At 73.3% G+C, this 21,890-nt stretch carries 16 protein-coding genes and 1 pseudogene; 4 read left to right on the forward strand and 13 right to left on the reverse strand.

Annotation, left to right across the window (positions count from 1 at the left end):
* Positions 1-55: 55 nt before the first annotated feature.
* Complete coding sequence (locus tag HUT19_RS29645; protein ID WP_176183375.1) at positions 56-1,618, forward strand: regulator; 1,563 nt, start codon at positions 56-58, stop codon at positions 1,616-1,618.
* Between the two features lie 122 nt (positions 1,619-1,740).
* Here HUT19_RS29645 and HUT19_RS29650 read toward each other — a convergent pair whose 3' ends face one another.
* Together HUT19_RS29650 and HUT19_RS29655 are read right to left on the reverse strand one after the other, a co-directional pair.
* On the reverse strand, positions 1,741-3,060 hold the full coding sequence (locus HUT19_RS29650) for an NAD(P)/FAD-dependent oxidoreductase (protein WP_176183376.1): 1,320 nt from the start codon (positions 3,058-3,060) through the stop codon (positions 1,741-1,743).
* Between the two features lie 295 nt (positions 3,061-3,355).
* Positions 3,356-4,255, reverse strand: coding sequence for a TIGR01777 family oxidoreductase (locus HUT19_RS29655; protein ID WP_176183377.1), 900 nt, complete (start codon positions 4,253-4,255; stop codon positions 3,356-3,358).
* Positions 4,256-4,367: 112 nt separating this feature from the next.
* On the opposite strand from HUT19_RS29655, the gene HUT19_RS29660 reads away from it, so the two are divergent.
* Positions 4,368-4,871 carry a GNAT family N-acetyltransferase gene (locus HUT19_RS29660; RefSeq protein ID WP_176187462.1) on the forward strand — a complete coding sequence of 168 codons (504 nt, stop codon included), beginning with the start codon at positions 4,368-4,370 and terminating at the stop codon, positions 4,869-4,871.
* Between the two features lie 25 nt (positions 4,872-4,896).
* Here HUT19_RS29660 and HUT19_RS29665 read toward each other — a convergent pair whose 3' ends face one another.
* Positions 4,897-5,418 carry a DUF4240 domain-containing protein gene (locus HUT19_RS29665; RefSeq protein ID WP_176183378.1) on the reverse strand — a complete coding sequence of 174 codons (522 nt, stop codon included), beginning with the start codon at positions 5,416-5,418 and terminating at the stop codon, positions 4,897-4,899.
* A gap of 342 nt (positions 5,419-5,760) precedes the next feature.
* On the opposite strand from HUT19_RS29665, the pseudogene HUT19_RS42315 reads away from it, so the two are divergent.
* A pseudogene (locus tag HUT19_RS42315) lies at positions 5,761-5,949 on the forward strand (short-chain dehydrogenase); the annotation flags it as partial.
* Between the two features lie 111 nt (positions 5,950-6,060).
* Here the strand turns inward: HUT19_RS42315 and HUT19_RS29675 are convergent.
* The 7 genes from HUT19_RS29675 to HUT19_RS29705 all read right to left on the reverse strand — a co-directional run bounded on the left by HUT19_RS29675 (position 6,061) and on the right by HUT19_RS29705 (position 16,773).
* Complete coding sequence (locus HUT19_RS29675) at positions 6,061-7,026, reverse strand: YafY family protein (RefSeq protein WP_176183380.1); 966 nt, start codon at positions 7,024-7,026, stop codon at positions 6,061-6,063.
* Between the two features lie 117 nt (positions 7,027-7,143).
* A complete protein-coding gene (gene aceE, locus HUT19_RS29680; protein ID WP_176183381.1) occupies positions 7,144-9,831 on the reverse strand; it encodes a pyruvate dehydrogenase (acetyl-transferring), homodimeric type in 2,688 nt (895 codons plus the stop codon).
* 92 nt (positions 9,832-9,923) lie between these two features.
* Positions 9,924-10,547: a GntR family transcriptional regulator gene (locus HUT19_RS29685; RefSeq protein ID WP_176183382.1), complete on the reverse strand. Its 624-nt coding sequence runs from the start codon at positions 10,545-10,547 to the stop codon at positions 9,924-9,926.
* Positions 10,548-10,692: 145 nt separating this feature from the next.
* Positions 10,693-12,468 (reverse strand): 2-oxoglutarate dehydrogenase, E2 component, dihydrolipoamide succinyltransferase, encoded by a 1,776-nt coding sequence (gene sucB / locus HUT19_RS29690; RefSeq protein ID WP_176183383.1) that lies wholly within the window; start codon positions 12,466-12,468, stop codon positions 10,693-10,695.
* A gap of 50 nt (positions 12,469-12,518) precedes the next feature.
* A complete protein-coding gene (gene lpdA, locus HUT19_RS29695; protein ID WP_176183384.1) occupies positions 12,519-13,907 on the reverse strand; it encodes a dihydrolipoyl dehydrogenase in 1,389 nt (462 codons plus the stop codon).
* A 267-nt stretch (positions 13,908-14,174) separates the two neighbouring features.
* Positions 14,175-15,710 (reverse strand): leucyl aminopeptidase, encoded by a 1,536-nt coding sequence (locus HUT19_RS29700; protein ID WP_176183385.1) that lies wholly within the window; start codon positions 15,708-15,710, stop codon positions 14,175-14,177.
* A 193-nt stretch (positions 15,711-15,903) separates the two neighbouring features.
* Positions 15,904-16,773: an adenosylcobinamide-GDP ribazoletransferase gene (locus tag HUT19_RS29705; RefSeq protein ID WP_176183386.1), complete on the reverse strand. Its 870-nt coding sequence runs from the start codon at positions 16,771-16,773 to the stop codon at positions 15,904-15,906.
* A 33-nt stretch (positions 16,774-16,806) separates the two neighbouring features.
* Between HUT19_RS29705 and HUT19_RS29710 the strand changes: the two genes are divergently transcribed.
* The gene (locus HUT19_RS29710; RefSeq protein WP_176183387.1) at positions 16,807-17,568 is read left to right on the forward strand and encodes a hypothetical protein; all 762 of its coding nucleotides are present in this window, start codon (positions 16,807-16,809) and stop codon (positions 17,566-17,568) included.
* Between the two features lie 32 nt (positions 17,569-17,600).
* Here HUT19_RS29710 and HUT19_RS29715 read toward each other — a convergent pair whose 3' ends face one another.
* The 3 genes from HUT19_RS29715 to HUT19_RS29725 all read right to left on the reverse strand — a co-directional run bounded on the left by HUT19_RS29715 (position 17,601) and on the right by HUT19_RS29725 (position 21,857).
* Positions 17,601-19,400 carry a phosphatidylglycerol lysyltransferase domain-containing protein gene (locus HUT19_RS29715; protein ID WP_176183388.1) on the reverse strand — a complete coding sequence of 600 codons (1,800 nt, stop codon included), beginning with the start codon at positions 19,398-19,400 and terminating at the stop codon, positions 17,601-17,603.
* Between the two features lie 97 nt (positions 19,401-19,497).
* Entirely contained in the window at positions 19,498-20,589 is a 1,092-nt protein-coding gene (gene cobT, locus HUT19_RS29720) for a nicotinate-nucleotide--dimethylbenzimidazole phosphoribosyltransferase (RefSeq protein ID WP_176183389.1), read from the reverse strand.
* A gap of 68 nt (positions 20,590-20,657) precedes the next feature.
* Positions 20,658-21,857, reverse strand: a complete 1,200-nt coding sequence (locus HUT19_RS29725; protein ID WP_176183390.1) for a bifunctional adenosylcobinamide kinase/adenosylcobinamide-phosphate guanylyltransferase — start codon at positions 21,855-21,857, stop codon at positions 20,658-20,660.
* Positions 21,858-21,890 lie beyond the last annotated feature (33 nt).

Raw genomic sequence — 21,890 nt, forward strand, 5'->3', positions numbered from 1 at the left:
AGCGGCGGTTAAATTCGCGCCGTTGCACAGGGCGATCAGGGAGACCGGCAGGCTGATGACGGAACGACCCCCGCAGCGCATTCCCAATCGTCAGCTCGCGGCGCTCATTGCCGAGGCGGGCTTCTCCAACGCCGGGCTGGCCCGGCGGGTGGACCAGCTCGGTCTGGAGCACGGCCTGGACCTTCGCTACGACAAGACGTCGGTCACCCGCTGGCTGCGCGGACAGCAGCCGCGCGGCACCACCCCGGCGCTGATCGCCGAGGTGTTCACCCGGCGTCTGGGGCGCCGGCTGACGGCGCAGGACCTGGGGCTGGACGCCTGTGCTCCGGTCTACGCGGGGCTGGAGTTCGCCGCCACCCCACAGGAGGCCGTGGACATCGTCAGCGGGCTGTGGCGGAAGGACTCCGGCAGCCATGCGGAGTTACGGAAGATCGCGTTCACTCCGGCGGGTCTGGTCGTCCCCAGCCGTGACTGGCTGATCGGACGGCCCGACGACCGGGTGGCGCGCGGTGAGCCCGTGGCGGGCGCGGGCCCGTCCGGGGCGCCGGGCGCGAGCGCCCCGGGCGCCGGTGGCGCGGGCGGGTCGGCCGTGCGGCTGCCCGCCCAGGGCGGCCGCCCTGGCGCCCAGTCCGCCGGGCCCGGACGCGCGCCCGCGGCGGGCCGGGCCCCGGTGCCCCGGCAGCGGCAGGCGGACCGCTGCCAGCGCGGCCCCGGCCACCGGGTGACCACCGGGGACATCGCGGCGCTGCGCTCGGTCAGCGAGCTGTTCCGGACGCTGGACCAGACCTACGGCGGCGGCCACGCCCGGCAGGCACTGGTGCGCTATCTCGAGCACGAGGGCGAGCCGATGCTGCGCGGCACCTACAGCGAGGCGGTGGGGCGGCGGCTGTTCGGGGCGGTCGCGGATCTGACCCGGCTGGCCGGGTGGACCTCGTACGACATCGCCGCCCACGGTCTGGCGCAGCGCTACTTCGTGCAGGCGCTGCGGCTGGCGCAGGCGGCCGGGGACCGGGCGTACGGCAGCTATGTGCTGGTGACGATGAGCCGCCAGGCCGTCTATCTGGGCCACGGCCGGGAAGCCGTGCAGCTGGCCAGGGTGGCCCAGCAGGGCGTCGGCGGCGGCGCTCCGCCGGCGCTCCAGTCGCTGCTGCACGCGGTCGAGGCGCGCGGCCACGGGGTGCTGGGCGAGGTGCGGGCCTGCACCGCCTCGCTCGCCCGGGCCGAACGGGCGCTGGAGACGGCGCGGCCGGGCGACGACGTGCCGTACTGGGCGCGGTTCTTCGACGAGGCGCAGCTCGCCGACGAGTTCGGCCACTGCCACCGCGACCTCCAGCAGTACCGGGCCGCCGCCCAGCACGCCGAACGCTCGCTCCAGTTGCGCGGCAACGGATACGCGCGCAGCAGGCTGTTCTGCCGGGTGGTGCTGGCCACGGCGCGGCTGGGCCTCGGCGAGCTGGAGCAGGCGTGTGTGCTGGGCGCGGAGGCGGCGCAGCAGGCGTCCGAGATGCGGTCCATGCGGGCGCTGGACTACGTACGGGACTTTGAACGCCGTCTCGAGCCGTACCGGGACGCGGCGCCGGTGCGGGGCTACCGGGAGCGGGTGGCGGCGCTGGGATAGGGCCTAGCCGTGGGCCGGGCGGAGCCCGTCGGCGGTGTCCCGCCGCCGACGGACCCGGCTTGTCATCAACGGTGGCCAGGCGCCGAGTTGGCTCCGGGCGGCGGCCGCTGGGCCGCCGCGGGTCAGGCCGCGGCGGGGAGGCCGGCAGCGGTGCCGGATCCCGGTGGGGCTCCGAAGTCGGTGAGGACCGCGCGGGCGGCGCGGCGGCCGGAGGCGAGGGCGCCCTGCACCGTGCTGGAGTCGCGGTGGTCGCCGCAGACGTACAGCCCGCACAGCAGCCGCACCGGGCGGCGCAGATCGTGGGGCGCGGGCATGGCCGGGACGGCGTACGGGTCGTGGTGCGCGGCCAGCAGCTCCCAGCGGGCGGTGGAGGTGCCGTAGACCGCGGCCAGTTGGCCCCGGGCGGCCCGGTCGAGTTCGGCGGTGGGCCGTCCGGCGGCGGGGCCGAGCACCGTGGAGGTGATCAGCACCCGGCCGGGCGGGGTGCGGGAGGGGTCGACCTCGCTGGCCACCATGGTGTGGGCGACCGGGCCCGAGCCGCTCGCCGCGAGAACGAGCGCGGGCTCGCTCAGCGGCGGCCGGTCGGTGGTGTGGTGCAGCACCGTCACCGGGTGGAAGGCCGGAAGCCGCAGTCCGGGCAGGAGGGCCGCGGCGTCGTGTGCCCCCGTGGCCACCAGGACCGCCCGGCAGCCGATCTCGCCGTGTTCGGCGGTGGCCACGGCGGTGGTGGACGCCGATACGGCACGGACGCCGGTGTGCACCGTCCCCGGTGGCAGCGTGGCGGCCAGCAGCTCGGGGACGGTAGCCGCGCCGCCCGCCGGGAGGCAGAGGCGGCCGCGTGCGTAGCCGCGCAGAGCCAGATCGGCACAGCGGCTGGAGGTGGTCAGCTCCGGGTCGCTGAGCAGCGACACCAGCAGCGGACGCAGCACCCCCTGGACCGTACGGGCAGGTAGGCCCCGCCCCCCCAGGGTCTCGTGGACCGGCCGGTCGGGGCGGGCGAGCAGGCGGTCCGCGGGCAGGGCGGCGAGCCTGCCGAGCGCGGCACCGAGTCGGGCTTGGTCGAGCCCGTTGCCCAGGGGCGCACGGGCGGCGTTCGCCAAGGCGCGCGCCGATGTGAATGCGCCCCTCATGCTCCGGGGGGTGCCGAACCGCTGGGTGCGGCCCTCGCTGTGGACTAGCACGCCCTGGGTGAACGGGCGCAGGGCGAGGGTGCCGAGCCCCGGAGTGCGCCGCAGCTCCGGGAAGGAGGTGTTCATCAACTGTCCGGTGCGGTCCAGCCGGAAGCCGTCCACGCTGTCCGTCGCCATCCGGCCGCCCACCCGTGGCGCGGCCTCCAGGACCATGACCGCAACCCCTGCGCCGGCCAGCAGTTGAGCCGCGGCCAGACCCGCGAGTCCGGCTCCCACGATGACGACGTCCGTGCGGTGCGCGCTGCTGAGCACGTGCCCTCCTCGAGGTCGGTGCGTACGCTACGGGGGCCTGATGCCCCAACCGGCGGCCCGGAAGCGTGAGTCCCGCGACACGGCTCAGTGAGGTGGGTAACGCGAGACGTACGTGACAGTAGTCAGAAAGACGTTCGAGGGCAGTCGCGCATCGACCGAGCACGGTCGCACAAAGGTCGCACGTCGGCCGCCGACGGTCGAAGGGCGGTCCGTTCGGGCGGAGTCGGCGCACCGTCCCGCCACCCGGACGCCGCCCCGTGCACCCCCCTCCGGCCGGACGGTCAGCGGGGCGCGCTCAGCGCTGATCCTTCAGGGCCGCCCGCAGGGCCTCGTCGATATGCGGATAGGTGAAGGAGAAACCGGAGTCCATCAGCCGGCGCGGCAGCGCCCGCACACTGCCGAGCACATCGCCGGACATCTCGCCCAGCGCGATCCGCAGCGCCGGGGACGGCACGCTGAAGAGCGTGGGGCGGTGCAGCACCCGGCCCATGGCCGCCGTGACCTCGCGGTTGGTGACCGGCGCGGGGGCGGTGAGATTGACCGGACCCACGAGCTCGTCGGTGGCGATGACATGGCGCAGCGCGGCGATGTGGTCGTACAGGGCGATAAAGCTCCAGTACTGGCGGCCGCTGCCCATCCGCCCGCCCAGCCCCGCCTTGAACAGGGGGAACAGCCGTCCCCACGCGCCGCCTTGGGGCGACACGACCAGTCCGGTGCGGGCGAACACCGTGCGGATGCCCGCCTCCTGGGCCGCCCCGGCCGCCTCCTCCCACTCCTGGCACAGGTTCGCGAGGAAGCCGTCGCCGGGGGGCGCGTACTCGTCCACCGCGCGCGCCCCCGTGTCCCCGTAGTACCCGACGGCACTTCCGCTGATCAGTACCCGCGGCGGGGTGTCCAGCGAGGCCAGCGCTTCGGCGATGGCGGCGGTGCCCAGGACCCGGCTGTCCCGCAGCTCCTTCTTGTACGCGTCGGTCCACCGGTGGTCGCCGATCCCCGCGCCCGCGAGGTGGACCACCGCGTCACACCCGATCAGCCCCGCGGTGTCCACCCACTGCCGCTGCGGGTCCCACTCGACCTCGCCCTCCGCGCGTGGTGCGCGCCGCACCAGCCGCAGGACCTGGTGGCCGTCCTCGCGCAGCGAACGCACAAGAGCCGTGCCGATGAGCCCGGTGGAGCCGGTGACCGCGATATGCATGGCATCATCCTGCCCCCGATCTTGAAAGGGATGTCGGAGGACGGGGCCGGGTGACAGACTGGCGCGCATGCCCGAGCCGACCGTGCCGTCCCCGCCCACCGCACCGGACCGGATGGCCGGTCCGGACGGACCGGCCATCCGCGCCGCCGTGGCGGACGACGAGTCCGCGCTCGCCGAACTGGACCGGCGCGCCTGGTCACCGCGGCACTCGGTGCAGCCGCGCCCCCAGCCGCCCTACGGCACCTTCTTCACCGACCGCAACCTCCCCGAGCACATCCTGGTGGCCGAGCTCGGCGGGCGCCCCGTCGGCTACCTCCGGCTCGTCCCGGCGACCCCGCTGGCCTCCAACGCCCATGTCCAGCAGATCCAGGGGCTCGCGGTCGACGAGCGGGCGCGCGGCAGGGGAGTGGCGCGAGCGTTGCTCGACGCGGCGTACGCGAGGGCACGGCGGGCGGGCGCCACCCGTATCACCCTGCGGGTGCTCGGCCCCAACACCCCCGCGCGGCGGCTGTACGAGTCCGAGGGGTTCGCGGTGGAGGGCGTCCTGCCGGGGGAGTTCCTGATCGAGGGGGCGTATGTGGACGATGTGCTGATGGGCCGCGGCCTCACCCGCTGATGTCGCGCCGCCGACAGCGGGGCCGTCAAGCCCGGAAACGCTCCCACAGCCGGGGATACCGCTCCACCAGCTCCCGCTCGTCCTCGAAGTCGATGGCCCCGCCCATGGGTTCGCGCGGCGGCGCCGGGAGCCCCAGTTCCGGCAGGGCCGCGCCGGTCAGCCGCTCATACGCCTCGTCCGCCGCGAACCCCAGGTCCTCGCAGTCCCCGTCCACCTGGTCGTCGAAGTCGTCCAGCAGCTCGGCGAGCGCGTCCGGCTCGTGCAGCGCCCCCTCGAACACCTCCCGGCCCTGACCGATCAGCCAGAAGCGGAACGCCTCGAACGCGTCGTCGCTGACCCCGCCCAGCAGCACCCACGCCGCCCCCCACAGATCCCAGCGGTACGCCCGGTTGGAGCGGGCCTCGAAGTGCCGCGCGAAGTCCAGCACGGCGTCCGGGTCGAGCTGGGACAGTTGCTCGACGAGCAGGTCGGACTGGTCCTCGGGGTCGCCATCGGCAGCCTCCCGAGCGCTGTCGACCAGCCCCCAGAACTCCGTCTCGTCCATCATCACGGGACCAGGATCGGCCCTCCCCGGCGCCCCCGCACGTGGAGCGGCCCGGATGCGGCCCTCTCGTTATCGAGAGGGACCGGGCCGCCGGGGGACCCGGGGAAGTGCGAACAAAAAGCGACAGAAGACGTCGGGATTCCCTGCGACCGTCGAACGCACAGCCATACCGGACCACCGAAGGGACACCGGTACGTGAGCACACAGGGCGCACGGGCGGGCAGGATCGCATTCGTCGCGGGGGCGACGCGCGGCGCGGGCCGGGCGATGGCGGTCGAGCTCGGGGCGGCCGGCGCCACCGTCTCTGTGACGGGCCGCACCACCCGGGAGCGGACGCGCTTCGGCGGGCGGGCGGTCGCCGCGCTCGCCGCCGACCCCGACCGGGCGCGGTGGAACGGACAGTCCGTGTCCAGTGGTGAGCTGGCCAAGGTCTACGGCTTCGACGATCTCGACGGATCGCGGCCGGACGCCTTCGGCTACTTCCGGGATGTCGTCTTCGGCGGCAAGGCGGGCACCGCTGAGGACTACCGGTAGCGCCCCGAAGGGGCACGGGGCTGTGTCGATGTGCGGCTCCGCCGCGTGGGCGCGACCGGCCACGACGCGGCCGCGGCCGCATGACGGCTCCCGGCACTTCCCCGCGGAGCGCTACCGGTAGAGTTCGGCCGTGCGGCGCGCCGCCTCGGCGAACCGCTCCCGCAGCTCCGGCGGCTCGAGCACCTCGGCCTCCGGGCCGAGCGCGAGCAGCTGCGCGAACGCCACCTCGTGCGACTCGACGGGCAGGGTGACGGTGATCCGCCCCTGCCCGTCGGGCTCCGCGGCCGCGCGCAGCGCCTCCTCGCCCGCCGTACGGTCCGTGACGTACGGCAGCTGCCGGGCACCGTCCGGGGTGAGCCGTACGACGGCCCGCTCGCGCAGGATCGAGCGGGCGAACTGGGCCGCCCGCTCCTCCCAGAAGGCGGGCAGATCGAACTCCTCGACCCGGCCGAAGCGGGTGCCGCCGGGCTCGACGGAGACGAATCGGTCCACGCGGTACACCCGGAAGTCGCCCTCCGCCCTGGCCGCCAGGTACCAGACGCCCGCCTTGAGCACGAGGCCGTACGGCTCAAGATCCCGCTCCACCTCCGTGTCCCGGCGACGGTAGCGGACCGTGATCCACCGGTCGTCCCAGACCGCGTCGGCCAGCGGCGGCAGCAGTTCGGGCGTCTGCGGCTCCTGCCACCAGCCCGGGGCGTCCAGGTGGAAGCGCTGGGCCACGCTCTGGGAGGCGTCGCGCAGCTCCGGCAGGAGGGCCGCGGACACCTTCAGCCGGGCCGCGGACGCGGCGTCCGCGAGCCCCATCTCGCGCAACGCGGACGGTACGCCGGACAGGAACAGCGCCTCCGCCTCGGCCCGGCCGAGACCCGTGAGCCGGGTGCGGTAGCCACCGATGAGCCGGTAGCCCCCGGCGCGCCCCCGGTCCGCGTAGACCGGGACACCGGCCTCGGAGAGCGCGGCGGCGTCGCGGGTGACGGTGCGCTCGGAGACCTCCAGCTCACGGGCGAGCTCGGCCCCCGTCATCGAGGGCCGGGCCTGGAGCAGAAGCACCATCTTGATCAGCCGGGCAGCACGCACCCGCCCATCATGCCCGGGACGGGGCGGCCCGGATGAGAACCGCCGTTGTGCGACCGCGAGGCGCGGCCGCACGACGGCGGAGCCGGGGGGCGGGCCCTGTCCGGGCCCGTGACGGGATCAGAGCCCGTAGTGGCGCGCGGCCTCCTTGGCGGCGGTACCGCTCACCTCACCGCGGCGGGCCAGCCGGTCCAGGGCCGCCACCACGATCGCCGGGGCGTCCACCCCGAAGTGGCGGCGGGCGGCCTCGCGGGTGTCGGAGAGGCCGAAGCCGTCGGTGCCCAGGGAGTACCAGTCCTGCTCGACCCACTGGCTGATCTGGTCGGGTACCGCGCGCATCCAGTCGCTGACCGCGAGGACCGGGCCCGGTGCGCCTGCCAGGGCACGGGTGACGTACGGGGCCCGGTCCTCGCCGTTGAGCCGCGCCGTGTCACAGGACAGGGCGTCACGGCGCAGCTCGCTCCAGGAGGTGGCGGACCACACATCGGCGGCCACACCCCAGTCGTCGGCGAGGAGTTTCTGGGCCTCCAGCACCCAGTGGATGGCGGTGCCGGAGGCGAGGAGCTGGATCCGGGGGGCGCCGGCGGCGGGCGCCTCGGCCTCCCGGTAGCGGTACAGGCCCTTGAGGATGCCCTCCTCGATGCCCTCGCCCTGCGGCATGGGCGGCTGGACCTTGGTCTCGTTGTAGACGGTCAGGTAGTAGAAGACGTCCTCGGCGTCCGGGCCGTACATCCGCCGCAGGCCGTCCCGCACGATCACGCCGACCTCGTAGGCGAACGCCGGGTCGTAGGCGAGCGCCGCCGGGTTGGTGGAGGCGATCAGATGCGAGTGGCCGTCGGCGTGCTGGAGGCCCTCACCGGTCATGGTGGTGCGGCCCGCCGTGGCGCCGATCAGGAAGCCGCGGCCGAGCTGGTCGGCGAGCGCCCACATCTGGTCGGCGGTGCGCTGCCAGCCGAACATCGAGTAGAAGATGTAGAACGGGATCATCGGCTCGCCGTGGGTCGCGTACGACGTGGCGGCGGCGGTGAAATCGGCCATCGAACCGGCCTCGGTGATCCCCTCGTTGAGGATCTGACCGTTTGTGGCTTCCTTGTAGTACAGGAGCTGATCGCGGTCGACCGGGTCGTAGGTCTGGCCGAGCGGGGAGTAGATCCCGGCAGTCGGGAACAGCGACTCCATGCCGAATGTCCGCGCCTCGTCGGGCACGATCGGCACCCAGCGCTTCCCGGTCTCCTTGTCCCGCATCAGATCCTTGACCAGCCGGACGAAGGCCATCGTGGTGGCGATCTCCTGGCTGCCGGAGCCCTTGGCGAGCGTCTCGAAGGGCTTGGCGGCCGGCTCGGGCAGCGCCACCGGGTGGACCTTGCGGGCGGGTGCCGGACCGCCGAGCTCCGCGCGGCGCTCCTGGAGGTAGCGCACCTCGGGGGAGTCGGCGCCGGGGTGCGCGTACGGGACGAGCTCGTCGTCCAGCTCGCTGTCCGGGATGGGCAGTTCGAGGAGGTCGCGCATGGTGCGGAACTCCTTGCCCGTGAGCTTCTTCATCTGGTGGTTGGCATTGCGCGACTCGAAGCCGGGGCCGAGCGTCCAGCCCTTGACGGTCTGCGCGAGCACCACGGTCGGGGCGCCCTTGTGGTCCATGGCGGCGCGGTAGGCGGCGTGGACCTTGCGCGGCTCATGGCCCGCGCGGGAGGTGTGGAAGCACTCGGTGAGCTTGGCGTCGGTGACCCGCTGGGCGAGCCGGGCCAGCTCCGGGTCGGCGCCGAAGAAGTGCTCGCGGATGTAGCCGGCGTCACGGGTGGCGTACGTCTGGAACTGGCCGTCGGGCACCTCGCGCAGCCTGCGCACCAGCGCGCCCGAGGTGTCCAGCGCGAACAGCTCGTCCCAGGCCGAGCCCCACAGCGACTTGACCACGTTCCAGCCGGCCGCGCGGAACTGCGCCTCCAGCTCCTGGACGATCTTGAAGTTGGCGCGCACCGGGCCGTCGAGCCGCTGGAGGTTGCAGTTGATGACGAAGGTCAGGTTGTCCAGGCCCTCGCGCCCGGCCAGGGCGAGTGCCGCGGTGGACTCGGGTTCGTCCATCTCGCCGTCGCCGAGGAAGGCCCATACGTGGGAGTCCGCGGTGTCCTTGATGCCGCGGCCCGCCAGATAACGGTTGAACCGTGCCTGGTAGATCGCGGAGAGCGGGCCGAGGCCCATGGAGACGGTGGGGAACTCCCACAGCCAGGGCAGCCGGCGCGGATGCGGGTAGGAGGGCAGCCCGTGAACGCCGCTGTCGCCCGCCTCGCGCCGGAAGTGGTCGAGGTGGCGCTCGGTCAGCCGGCCGTCGAGGAAGGCGCGGGCGTAGATGCCGGGGGAGGCGTGGCCCTGGATGTAGAGCTGGTCACCCGAACCGCCCTCGGCCTCCTTGCCGCGGAAGAAGTGCTGGAAGCCGGTCTCGTAGAGCCAGGCGGCCGAGGCGAAGGTGGCGATGTGGCCGCCGAGGCCGTCCCTGCTGCCGCGGGTGACCATCGCCGCCGCGTTCCACCGGTTCCAGGCGGTGATCCGCCGCTCCATCTCCTCGTCACCGGGGAAGGCGGGCTCCGCGGCGGTCGGGATGGTGTTGACGTAGTCCGACTCCAGCAGCGGCGGCAGCGCGAGCCCGGCGCCCTCGGCGCGCTCCAGGGTGCGGCGCATCAGGTACGCGGCGCGATGCGGACCGGCGGCCCGGGTGACGGCCGTGAGCGAGGCGCCCCACTCCGCGGTCTCCTCGGGGTCCCGGTCGGGGATCTGGTCGAGCGCACTGGACTGCGTGCTGGCGAGATCGGTCATGCTGCCGACTGTAAGTACTGATCGATGATCGATCAAAGCCCGGAGCGAAAAAAATGCTCCGCGGCGCGAAATTGGCATTCCGTGCCGCGAAATCAGGCACGCGGTGCACAGCCGAGCACATGCTCCTTGACGAGTTCACCCACCCGCGGATCCCGGCGGCGGAACGCGTCCACGACCGCCTGGTGCTCCTCGGCGTAGGACTGCTGGACGGTGCCCAGCCAGCGGATGGACAGCGTCGTCCAGATCTCGATGCCCAGTGACTCCCAGGTGTGCAGCAGCACGCTGTTTCCCGAGGCCCGCACCAGTTCGCGGTGGAAGGCGACGGTGTGCCGGACCTGCGCCTCGCCGTCGGCCCTGCGGTCCGCCTCGTACAGCGCCCGCACCTCGGGCTCCAGGGCGGAGGTGTCCTGGGCCAGCCGGGGCGCCGCCAGCTCCGCCGCCATCTGCTCCAGCCCGGCTCGTACCGGATAGATCTCCTCGAGGTCGGAGGCGGTCAGATTCCGCACCCGGACGCCCTTGTTGGGGGCCGATTCGATCAGCCGCAGCGACTCCAGCTCCCGCAGCGCCTCCCGGACGGGGGTCTGGCTGACCTCCAGCTCCGTCGCGATCCGCCGCTCCACGATCCGCTCGCCCGGCTTCCAGCGCCCGCTGACGATCCCCTCCACGAGGTGCTCGCGGATCTGCTCGCGCAGCGAGTGGACGACGGGCGGGGCCATGGGGCGCTCCTTCGGAACCAGCGGTGAACGGAAATCATTATCCAGGCAGCGGAAGGTCCGCGGAGCGGGGACGGAAAAGGGCCGCGCCCCGCACGGAAGTCCGTGCGGGGCGCGGCCGACTGCCGAGGCGTCTGCCGTGGGCCGGTCAGAGGCCGAGCTCGACCTCGAACTCACCGGCCTCCAGGATCTCCTTGACGGCCGTCAGGTAGCGGGCCGCGTCGGCACCGTCCACCAGGCGGTGGTCGTAGGAGAGCGTCAGGTACGTCATGTCCCGGACGCCGATGACGGTGCCCTCGGGCGTCTCGATGACGGCCGGACGCTTCACCGTGGCACCGATGCCCAGGATGGCGACCTGGTTCGGCGGCACGATGATCGTGTCGAACAGCGCACCGCGCGAACCGGTGTTGCTGATCGTGAAGGTCGCACCGGCCAGCTCGTCCGGCGTGATCTTGTTGGCGCGGACCTTGCCCGCCAGGTCGGCGGTGGCCTTCGCGATACCGGCCAGGTTGAGGTTGCCCGCACCCTTGATGACCGGGGTCATCAGGCCCTTCTCGGAGTCCACGGCGATGCCGACGTTCTCCGAGTCGAAGTAGGTGATGGTGCCCTCGTCCTCGTTGATCCGGGCGTTGATGACCGGGTGGGCCTTCAGCGCCTGGGCCGCGGCCTTGACGAAGAACGGCATCGGGGAGAGCTTCACGCCCTCACGGGCGGCGAACGCGTCCTTGGCCTGGGCGCGCAGCTTCATCAGCCGGGTGATGTCGACCTCGACGACCGAGGACAGCTGGGCCTGGCCGTGCAGCGCCTTCATCATGTTGTCGCCGATGACCTTGCGCATGCGGGTCATCTTGACGGTCTGGCCGCGCAGCGGGGACGGCTCGATGGAAACACCGCCCGGGGCCTTCTTGGCGGCCGGCGCGGCGGCCGCCGGGGCCTGCGCCTGGGCGGCGGCCTTGGCGGCCTCGGCGGCGGCGATGACGTCCTGCTTGCGGATCCGGCCGCCGACGCCGGTGCCCTTGACGGTGGCCAGGTCCACGCCGTTCTCGGCGGCGAGCTTGCGCACCAGCGGGGTCACGTAGGCGCCCTCGGCCTCGGGGGCGGCCGGGGCAGGGATCGAGGGGGCCGCCGGGGCTGCCGCGGCCGGAGCCGGGGCGGCCGGAGCCGGAGCGGGCGCCGGAGCCGGAGCGGCGGGCGCCTGCGGGGCCGGGGCCTCCTTGACCGGCTCGGGAGCCGGGGCCGGGGCCGGGGCCGGGGCGGGGGCCTCCTGCTTCGGGGCCTCCTGCGGAGCCGGGGCGGCCGGCGCCGGCGCGGCGGCCCCCTGAGCGGCTGTACCGATGACCGCCAGCCTGGCACCGACCTCGGCGGTCTCGTCCTCGCCGACCAGGATCTCCAGCAGGGTGCCCGCGGTCGGGGCCGGGATCTCGGTGTCGACCTTGTCGGTGGAGACCTCGAGCAGCGGCTCATCGGCCTCGACCGCGTCACCGACCTCCTTGAGCCAGCGGGTGACGGTGCCCTCGGTCACCGACTCACCGAGCGCCGGGAGGACCACATCGGTGCCCTCGCCGCCACCGGCCGGGGCGGCCGCGGCGGGCTCGGGGGCCGGGGCCTCGGCGGCCGGGGCGGGCTCGGGCTGCGCCGCCGGAGCGGGCTCCTCCGCCGGGGCGGGGGCCTCGGCCGGAGCGGCGCCGCCGTCGTCGATGACGGCGAGCTCGGCGCCGACCTCGACCGTCTCGTCCTCGGCGACCTTGATGGACGACAGCACACCGGCCGCCGGGGCCGGGATCTCGGTGTCGACCTTGTCGGTGGAGACCTCGAGCAGGGGCTCGTCGGCCTCGACCCGCTCACCCTCGGCCTTGAGCCATCGGGTGACGGTGCCCTCGGTCACGCTCTCGCCGAGCGCCGGCAGGGTTACGGAAACCGCCATGGTTTCGGTTGCTCCTTAACGATCTGTTCGGATGGTTCGCGCTCGTGCGATTAGTCGTGGGAGTGCAGCGGCTTGCCGGCCAGGGCCAGGTGGGCCTCGCCGAGCGCCTCGTTCTGGGTCGGGTGGGCGTGGACGAGCTGCGCGACCTCGGCCGGCAGCGCCTCCCAGTTGTAGACCAGCTGGGCCTCGCCGACCTGCTCGCCCATGCGGTCACCCACCATGTGGACACCGACGACGGCGCCGTCCCGGACCTGGACGAGCTTGATCTCGCCCGCGGTCTTCAGGATCTTGCTCTTGCCGTTGCCCGCGAGGTTGTACTTCAGGGCGACGACCTTGTCGGCGCCGTACAGCTCCTTGGCCTTGGCCTCGGTGATGCCGACGGAGGCGACCTCCGGGTGGCAGTACGTCACCCGCGGCACACCGTCGTAGTCGATCGGAACGGTCTTCAGACCGGCCAGCCGCTCGGCCACCAGCATCCCCTCGGCGAAGCCGACGTGGGCCAGCTGGAGGGTGGGGACCAGGTCACCCACGGCGGAGATGGTCGGGACGTTGGTCTGCATGTACTCGTCGACGAGGACAAAGCCGCGGTCCATGGCGACCCCGGCCTCCTCGTAGCCCAGGCCCTGCGAGACCGGACCGCGGCCGACGGCCACGAGCAGCAGCTCGGCCTCGAAGGTCTTGCCGTTCTCCAGCGAGACCTTGACGCCGTCGGCGGTGTACTCGACGCCCGAGAAGCGGGAGCCGAGGGAGAAGTTGATACCGCGCTTGCGGAAGGCGCGCTCCAGCAGCTTGGAGCTGTTCTCGTCCTCGACCGGGACGAGGTGGGGAAGCGCCTCGACGATGGTGATGTCGGCCCCGAAGGACTTCCACGCGGAGGCGAACTCGACGCCGATGACGCCGCCGCCCAGCACGATCGCGGACTTCGGCACCCGGTCGAGCACCAGGGCGTGGTCCGAGGAGATGACGCGGTTGCCGTCGATCTCCAGACCGGGGAGCGACTTCGGCACCGAGCCGGTGGCAAGCAGGATGTGGCGGCCGGTGTAGCGCTGACCGTTCACATCGACCGAGGTGGGGGAGGACAGCCGGCCCTCGCCCGTCACATAGGTGACCTTGCGGGACGCGATCAGACCCTGGAGGCCCTTGTACAGGCCCGTGACCACGCCGTCCTTGTACTTGTGCACACCCTCGATGTCGATGCCCTCGAAGGTGGTCTTCACACCGAACTCCGAGCCCTCGCGGGCCTGGTCGGCGATCTCACCGGCGTGCAGCAGAGCCTTGGTGGGGATGCAGCCGCGGTGCAGGCAGGTGCCGCCCAGCTTGTCCTTCTCGATCAGGGCGACGTCCAGACCCAGCTGCGCCGCGCGCAGGGCAGCGGCGTAACCGCCGCTACCGCCTCCGAGGATCACTAGGTCGAAAACGGTGCTGGCGTCGTTCGCCACGTCACGTCCTCCATGCATGGTGCGCCGGAGCCGGCCGTCGGTCGGCCGGGCGGCGGCTGTTGTTCGGCCGCTGATTCTTCGGCCCTGGTGTCGGGGGCCCTGTCCTGCCGAGACAACATCTTCGCACTTGTTGACGTGAAGCGGGACGCGGGGCCGTGGTGTGAGATTTCTCCGGACCTCAGTTCAGGGGTTACTCACGCGTATTCGGAATCCGTAGCCCCGCCGATTTCGTTGACGGCGAAATCGGCGGGACTTTCGGCCCGTGCCTCAGCCCAGGTCGCCCGCGGCGGTGCGCTCGGCGAGCCGCACCAGCGTGCGTACGGCGGCACCGGTGCCGCCCTTGGGGGTGTAGCCGGACGGACCGGAGTCATTGAATGCGGGACCCGCGATGTCCAGATGGGCCCAGGTGATGCCGTCCTGGATGAATTCCTTCAGGAACAGACCGGCCACCAGACCGCCACCCATCCGCTCACCCATGTTCGCCAGATCGGCAACCGGCGAGTCCATGCTCTTGCGAAGATCGCCCGGCAGTGGCATCGGCCACGACTGCTCACCGGCCTCCTCCGCGATCTCGTGGATCGTGGTCCGGAAGGCGTCGTCGTTCGCCATGATCCCGAAGGTGCGGGTGCCCAGCGCGAGGACCATCGCACCGGTGAGCGTGGCCACGTCCACGATCGCGTCCGGCTTCTCCTCGCAGGCGCGGGTGATCGCGTCGGCGAGCACCAGCCGCCCCTCGGCGTCGGTGTTCAGCACCTCGACGGTCTTGCCGCCGTACATGGACAGCACATCGCCGGGGCGGGTGGCCGAACCGGACGGCATGTTCTCCGCCAGCGCCAACCAGCCGGTCAGATTGACCCGCAGCCCCAGCTTGGCGGCGGTGATGACGGCGGAGAACACGGCGGCGGCACCGCTCATGTCGCACTTCATCGTCTCGTTGTGACCGGCCGGCTTGAGGGAGATGCCGCCCGAGTCGTAGGTGATGCCCTTGCCCACCAGCGCCAGCGTCTTCTCCGCCTTGGGGTGGGTGTAGGCGATCCGCACCAGCCGCGGCGGGGCCTGCGAGCCCTGGCCGACGCCGAGGATGCCGCCGTACCCGCCCTTCTTGAGCGCCTTCTCGTCCAGCACCTCGGTCTTGAGGCCGAACTCCTTGGCCGCCGCCACCACGGTCGCCGCGAAGGAGGCCGGATCGAGCACATTGGAGGGGGTGTTGATCAGATCGCGGGCCCGGTTGACCTCGGCGGCCAGGGCGGCGGCACGCTCGGCCGCGGCCTTGTACGCCTTGTCCCGCGGCTTGCCGCCCAGCAGGGCGACCTCGGCCAGCGGGCCGTTGCCGTTCTTCTTCTTGTCCTTGGCCGCGGTGCCGTTGCCGCTGTTGGCCTTGTCGTACGCGTAGGCGCCCAGCAGCGCGCCCTCGGCGACCGCGGCGGCGGCCGTCGCGTCCTCCACCGGCAGCGCGAACGCGCCCTTCTTGGAACCGGACAGCGCGCGGGCGGCCGCCCCCGCGGCCCGGCGCAGTGCCTCGCTGTCGTAGCCATCGCCCTTGGCCGGGGCCTCGCCCAGGCCGACCGCCAGCACGACCGGGGCCTTCAGCCCGGACGCGGCGGGCAGCTTGGTCACCTCGCCGTCGGCGCCGGTCGCGCCGAGCGTCTCCAGAACGGCCGCGAGCTTGCCGCCGAACGCCTTGTCCACGGCCTCCGCGCCGGCGGCGACGACAGGGCCCTTCGCCCCCTTTGCCACGCCGACGACAACGGCGTCCGCGCGCAGTGTCGCGGCGGAGGAGGTGCTGAGAGTCAGTGCAGTCACAGTGGTCGGGTCCCTCTTCCGGTTAGTTCGTCGGCCGACATCGGATGTCCCCGCGAGGCGGGGGCGGCCGGCCGCGCCCGTCGGCATCGTATGCGCCGGTCGCCGGACGCCCGATCGGCGGGCCTGTCGCGGCTCACCGCGAGGGTAGCTCTCACCGCGCCCGGGTGCGGCACCCCGTTGGCGCGGGCTCGGCTCAGCCCAGGGCCAGGGCGACCAGCGCCGCGGTGGCCGCGGTCTCCGCCAGGGCGCCGAAGACATCCCCCGTCACCCCGCCGAACCGGCGGCGGCAGTGGTGCAGCAGGAGTTCGGCGGCGGCCAGGGCGGCCACCACCGCGAGCCCGTGGTGCAGGGCGGACAACGGGCCGGACGCCAGCCCGCCCGCGGCACATACGGCCACCGTGCCCGCCGCGACGACCAGCGCCGAACGCCTCGGCACCGCTCCCGCGACCGCCGCGCCCAGCCCTTCCGGCCGGGCCGCGGGCACCCCCGTGCGGGCCGCGAGGGTGAGGGCGCAGCGGGCGGCGGTCGCGGCCACCGCGGCGGCCACCGCGCCGTGTGCCCAGCCCGCCGCGTACAGCTCCGCCAGCGCGGCCACCTGAGCCAGCAGCACCAGCAGCAGGGTGATGACACCGAACGGCCCGATGTCCGAGCGCTTCATGATGCGCAGCGCGTCCTCGGCGGGCTTGCCGCTGCCGAGCCCGTCCGCGGTGTCGGCGAGCCCGTCGAGGTGGAGACCGCGGGTCAGCACGGCGGGTACCGCGACGGTGGCGACGGCGGCCACCGGCGCACCGCCGCCGAGCAGCAGCAGCGCCCCGCCCAGTGCGGCGGCGCACAGTCCGACCACCAGCCCGGCCAGCGGGGCGCACAGCATTCCGGCGCGCGCCGCCGCGCGATCCCAGCGCGTCACCCGTACGGGCAGCACGGTGAGGGTGCCGAAGGCGAAGCGGATCCCGTCGTCCCAGGAGGGGCGCGGGGCGCGGTCGGGCCCGGGGGAACGCCCGGTGTCCGCCGGGCGCTCCGGCTCCGGCGGGCGTGCGGGGGACTGCTCCGGCGTGGTGTCCATCGCGCCGCAGGCTATCGCGCACGCTGAAGGGCCATGGGCCACTGGTTGGAGCGGAACATCATCGAGCCCGGCAAACTGCCGCTGCTCCTGGCCCTGGCCTCGTTCATCCTGTCGTTCGTCATCGTCCGCACCATCACGCGGATGATCAAGGCGGGGCGGGGCCCGTTCCGCAACATCAGCCCGGGCGGGATGCACATCCACCATGTGGTGCCCGGGGTGGTGCTCACCGTCGTCGGCGGGTTCGGCGCGGTCGCCAGCGGACGGCAGGGGGCCGGGGCGGCGATCTCGGCGGTGCTGTTCGGGGTGGGCGCCGGGCTGGTGCTGGACGAGTTCGCGCTGATCCTCCATCTCCACGACGTCTACTGGTCCGAGCAGGGCCGCAAGAGCGTCGAGGTGGTGGTGATCACCGCCGCACTGGTCGCCCTGGTGCTCAGCGGCTTCCTTCCGTTCGGGGTGAACGAGGTGTCGGAGGCCGAGCGGGGCAGCCGCGGGGCGGTCGTCGCGGAGGTGGCCGTCAACTTCGCGTTCGCGCTGTTCGCGCTGGTCAAGGGGAAGTTGCGGATCGCGGTGGTCGGGGTGCTGGTGCCCGTCGTGGCGGTTGTGGGCGCGGTGCGCCTGGCCCGCCCGGACTCGCCGTGGGCCCGGCGCTTCTACCGGCGCCGGCCGCGGGCGAGGAGGAGGGCACGGAAGCGGGCCGAGCGGCATGACGCCCGCTGGAACCGGGTGACGAGGCGGCTCCAGGACTGGATCGGCGGCTTCTCCGAACCCCCCGCGCCGCCCTCCCCGCCCTCATGAACCACCCTCATGAATGACCGTATGACCCTCCCTCATGAACCACCCCCGGCCTCATTCCCCTTCTCCACCCGGGCCCCCCGGACCAGCCGGGTGCGGTTGAGCCACTTCGGCAGCCCCGGCGCCTCCAGGAACCCTTCCGCGCGGGCCGAGGCGATCCCGATCCGCGGCAGCTCCGTGGACTTCTCGAAGAGCAGATAGCGCGGCTCCCAGATCGGCCGGTACTTGGCGTTGGCCCGGTACAGCGACTCGATCTGCCACCAGCGGGAGAAGAAGCTGAGCAGCGAGCGCCACAGCCGTAGCACCGGCCCCGCGCCCAGCCGTGAGCCGCGTTCGAAGACCGACCGGAACATGGCGAAGTTGAGCGAGATCTGATCGACCCCGACCTCTCCGGCCCGCTGGATCAGCTCCAGCACCATGAACTCCACGAGCCCGTTCTCCGAGTCCCGGTCCCGCCGCATCAGATCCAGCGACAGCCCGTGCGGCCCCCAGGGGACAAAGCTCAGCAGCGCCCGCGGCAGGCCCTCCGCGTCGGTGCTGACGAGCATCACACAGCGGCCGTCGCCCGGGTCGCCGAGCCGTCCGAGCGCCATCGAGAAGCCGCGTTCGGTCTCACCGTCCCGCCAGTCGTCGGCGAGCCGCAGCAGACCGGCCATCTCCGCCGCCGGGATGTCCTCGTGACGGCGGATGCTCACCGTGTACCCGGCCCGTTCGACCCGGTTGTACGCCTGCCGGACGGTGCGCATCGCACGTCCCTCGAGGGTGAACTCCCCGGTGTCCACGATCGCCTCGTCGCCCAGTTCCAGCGCGTCCATACCGTGCCGGGCGTAGACCGTGCCGCCCTCCTCGCTCGCGCCCATGACCGCCGGGATCCAGCCGTGCTCACGTGCCTCGGCCAGCCACCGGTCGATCGCGCCCGGCCAGGCCTCCGGATCGCCGATGGGATCGCCGGAGGCCAGGGACACTCCGCCCACCACCCGGTAGGTCACCGCCGACTTGCCCGTCGGGGACCATACGGCGCTCTTGTCGTGGCGCAGCGCGAAGTAGCCGAGCGAGTCACGGTCGCCGTGCCGGTCCAGCAGCGCCCGCAGCCGCCGTGCGTCGTCCGGGGAGATCGGGTCGACGGCGCGGCGGGCGCGGAACGCCGCGTAGAGCACGAGCAGCAGCAGGACCGTGCTCATCACATTGATGATCACGTTGACCCAGCCCGGGGTCTCGATCCCCTCGAAGCGCCCTTCCACGGCCACCAGCGAGATCAGCCGCAGCGCCCCGTAGTGCCAGCGGTCCAGGAAGGTGGAGCGGTCGTCGTCGGGCGCGGTGTTGGTGACGGTGACCAGCGCGGCGGCCAGCAGTGAGCCGATCAGCAGCCCGACGACCGCGACCGCCGCGGCCAGCTTGGGGTTGGACCGGTCGCCCTTGGCGTAGAACTCACGGCGCCCGATGAGCAGCGCGGCCACGAACGCCGCGGTGAGCAGCAGCGAGATCCAGTTCTGGGGGTGGTGCCGGGCCGGGGCCCAGGTCATGGCGAGCGCGATCCCCACCAGGGTCAGCCCGCTCAAGGCCAGGTTGAGGATCCAGGCCGCGCGCTTGTGCCGGCGCATGGTGACGGCCAGGAACATCGAGAAGGCGGCCGAGAAGAAGCCCGCGGTCAGCAGATACGGGGTGAAGTACTCGTCGACGTTGTGCCGTTTGATGTCGTTGCCGAACGACACCCACACCGCGCCGAGCAGATTGACGAAGGTGACGGTACGCAGGTACCAGACGGTGTACACGGCGGCGCGCGGCGGCCAGGCGGCGTAAGCGTGGCTGTCCAAGCGGACCTCTTCCTCTCCCATCACGGCCGAGCGGAGGAGGGGTGAGGCATGGGGGTGGCGGTCCGGACCATCGTGTCCGATATGTCCGGACCGTTCAACCGCTGTGCCCAGTCGGTGCTCAGTCCTGCCCGGGTTCCGGCTCCCCGGATTCCGTACGCCCGGCCTCCTCGCGCTCGGGCAGTTCCGCCGCCAGGGCCGCGGCCGCCTGCACCAGTGGCAGGGCGAGCAGCGCCCCCGTCCCCTCTCCCACTGTGACGCCGTGGTCGAGCAAAGGGGTGAGTGCGATCCGGTCCAGCGCCTTCTCCTGTGCCGGTTCACCGCTGTTCTGACCGGCCAGCCACCAGTCCGGGGCGCGGAACGCCACCCGCTGGGCGACCAGCGCGCCCGCCGCCGAGACCACCCCGTCCAGGATCACCGGGGTGCGGCGTACCGCGCTCTGGAGCAGGAAGCCGGTGATGGCGGCGAGGTCGGCGCCGCCGACGGCGGCCAGCAGCTGGAGCTGGTCGCCGAGGACCGGGCGCGCCCGGCGCAGCCCGTCCCGGATCGCCGCGCACTTGCGCATCCAGGACAGATCGTCGATCCCGGCACCGCCGCGGCCGGTGACCACGGAGGCGTCGGTGCCGCACAGCGCGGCGATCAGGGTCGCCGCGGCGGTGGTGCCGCCGACGCTCAGATCACCCAGGACCAGCAGGTCCGTACCCGCGTCGGCCTCCTCGTCGGCGATGGCCATCCCGGTGCGGAACGCCTGCTCGGCTTCCTCGTGGGTGAGCGCGTCCTCGATGTCCAGCCGTCCGGAGCCCCGGCGCACCCGGTGGCGGGTGACCTCCTCGGGCAGTTCGGCCGGGTCGCAGTCCAGCGCCATGTCGACGACGCGCACCGGTACGCCGAAGCGGCGGGCGAGGATCGCGACGGGGCTCCCGCCGTCCAGCACCGAGCGCACCAGATGGTGGGCGCTGCCGGCGGGACGTGCGGAGACACCGAGGTCGGCGATGCCGTGGTCGCCCGCGAACAGCACCACGCGGGGGCGCTCGACCGGCCGTACCGGCACCCGCTGCTGGGCGGCGGCCAGCCACTCGCCCAGTTCGTCCAGCCGCCCCAGCGCGTCGACCGGTGGCGCGAGCCGTGCCCGGCGCTCCTCGGCATCGCGGCGGATACCCCCGTCGGGGCGCTCGATCAGATCGACGAAGTCATCGAGATTCAGGGCACTCACGCCGCGAACCCTACCGTCGGGGGTGCCGGGGCGCGGCCCCCGGTGGACTTCACGACCGGTACGGCCGGTCAGCCGCGCAGCGGCAGCGCCTGACCGGCGATCACCAGCAGCACCTGTTCGCACTCGGCCGCGAACGCCGCGTTCAGCCGCCCCAGTTCATCGCGGAAGCGGCGGCCCGAGGCGGTCGCGGGGACCACTCCCGCGCCCACCTCATTGCTGACGGCCACCACCGTGCGGCCGGTCGCCCGGACCGCGGCCACCAGCGCGTCCACCCGCTCGCGCAGGGCACGTTCAGCGCCGTGCGCCCACTTCTCGTCGTCCCAGGCCCCGACCGAGTCCATCGCGTCGGTGAGCCACAGCGCCAGACAGTCGATCAGCAGCGGCGGGCCGTCCTCCGCCAGCAGCGGGGTCAGCTCGCAGGTCTCGGTGGTGCGCCAGGAGCCGGGCCGCCGGTCGCGGTGGGCGGCGATCCGGGCGGCCCACTCGGGGTCGCCGTCGCGGGTGCCGCCGGTGGCCACGTACAGCACATCCGGGAAGGCGGCCAGCCGCCGTTCCGCCTCCAGGGACTTGCCGGACCGGGCACCGCCCAGCACCAGCGTGCGCCGCGGCAGGTCCGGCACCGCGTGGTACTCGCCGACGATCACCGTCCGGCCGTCCGGGACCGTCCGCGCGCCCGCCGTGGCCAGCCGCCGGTGGAGTTCGCGGCCGGGCGGCACGGTGTGGTCGAGGTGGACCGCCAGCACATCGGTGGTCGCGCCCACGGCCCCGCTCGCGCGCAGCCGGGCCAGCGCGTCCGGGCGGCCGATGACGTCCAGCACCACCATGTCGTACGGCTGGGCCTGCTCGGTGAGCCCGGCCGGGGCGCCGCCGGGTGGCAGGTACAGCAGCCGGGTGCCGTCGGGCCCGGTGACCGCGTAGCCGGTGCCGGGGGAGTCCAGGGCGACGGCCTGCACCCGGTGGCCGCTGATCAGGGACAGTTCACGGCCGTCCGGCACCCGCCCCGGCGCGGGCAGTCCGGCGGGGAACTCGACGGCCGGGCCCGCGTGCGGATGCGAGAGCAGCACCTGCCGCACGCCGACCAGCGAATACCCGGCGCGGGCGGCGGCGAAGGCGGCCCCCGGGGTGAGGTCCAGCAACAGCGCGCCGTCGATGAGCAGGGCCGTCGCGGCCCGTGCCTCGTCGCCGACGGCGGTGGCGCAGGCCGCGCAGGGGCAGTCGTGCCGTGGCAGCCCGTCGGGGGCTCCGGTGCCCAGAAGTGTGAGTTCCACGTCCCGATCGTCTCGCGTCCACCGGTGCGGGTC

Source organism: Streptomyces sp. NA02950 (genome assembly GCF_013364155.1).
Lineage (GTDB): Bacteria > Actinomycetota > Actinomycetes > Streptomycetales > Streptomycetaceae > Streptomyces.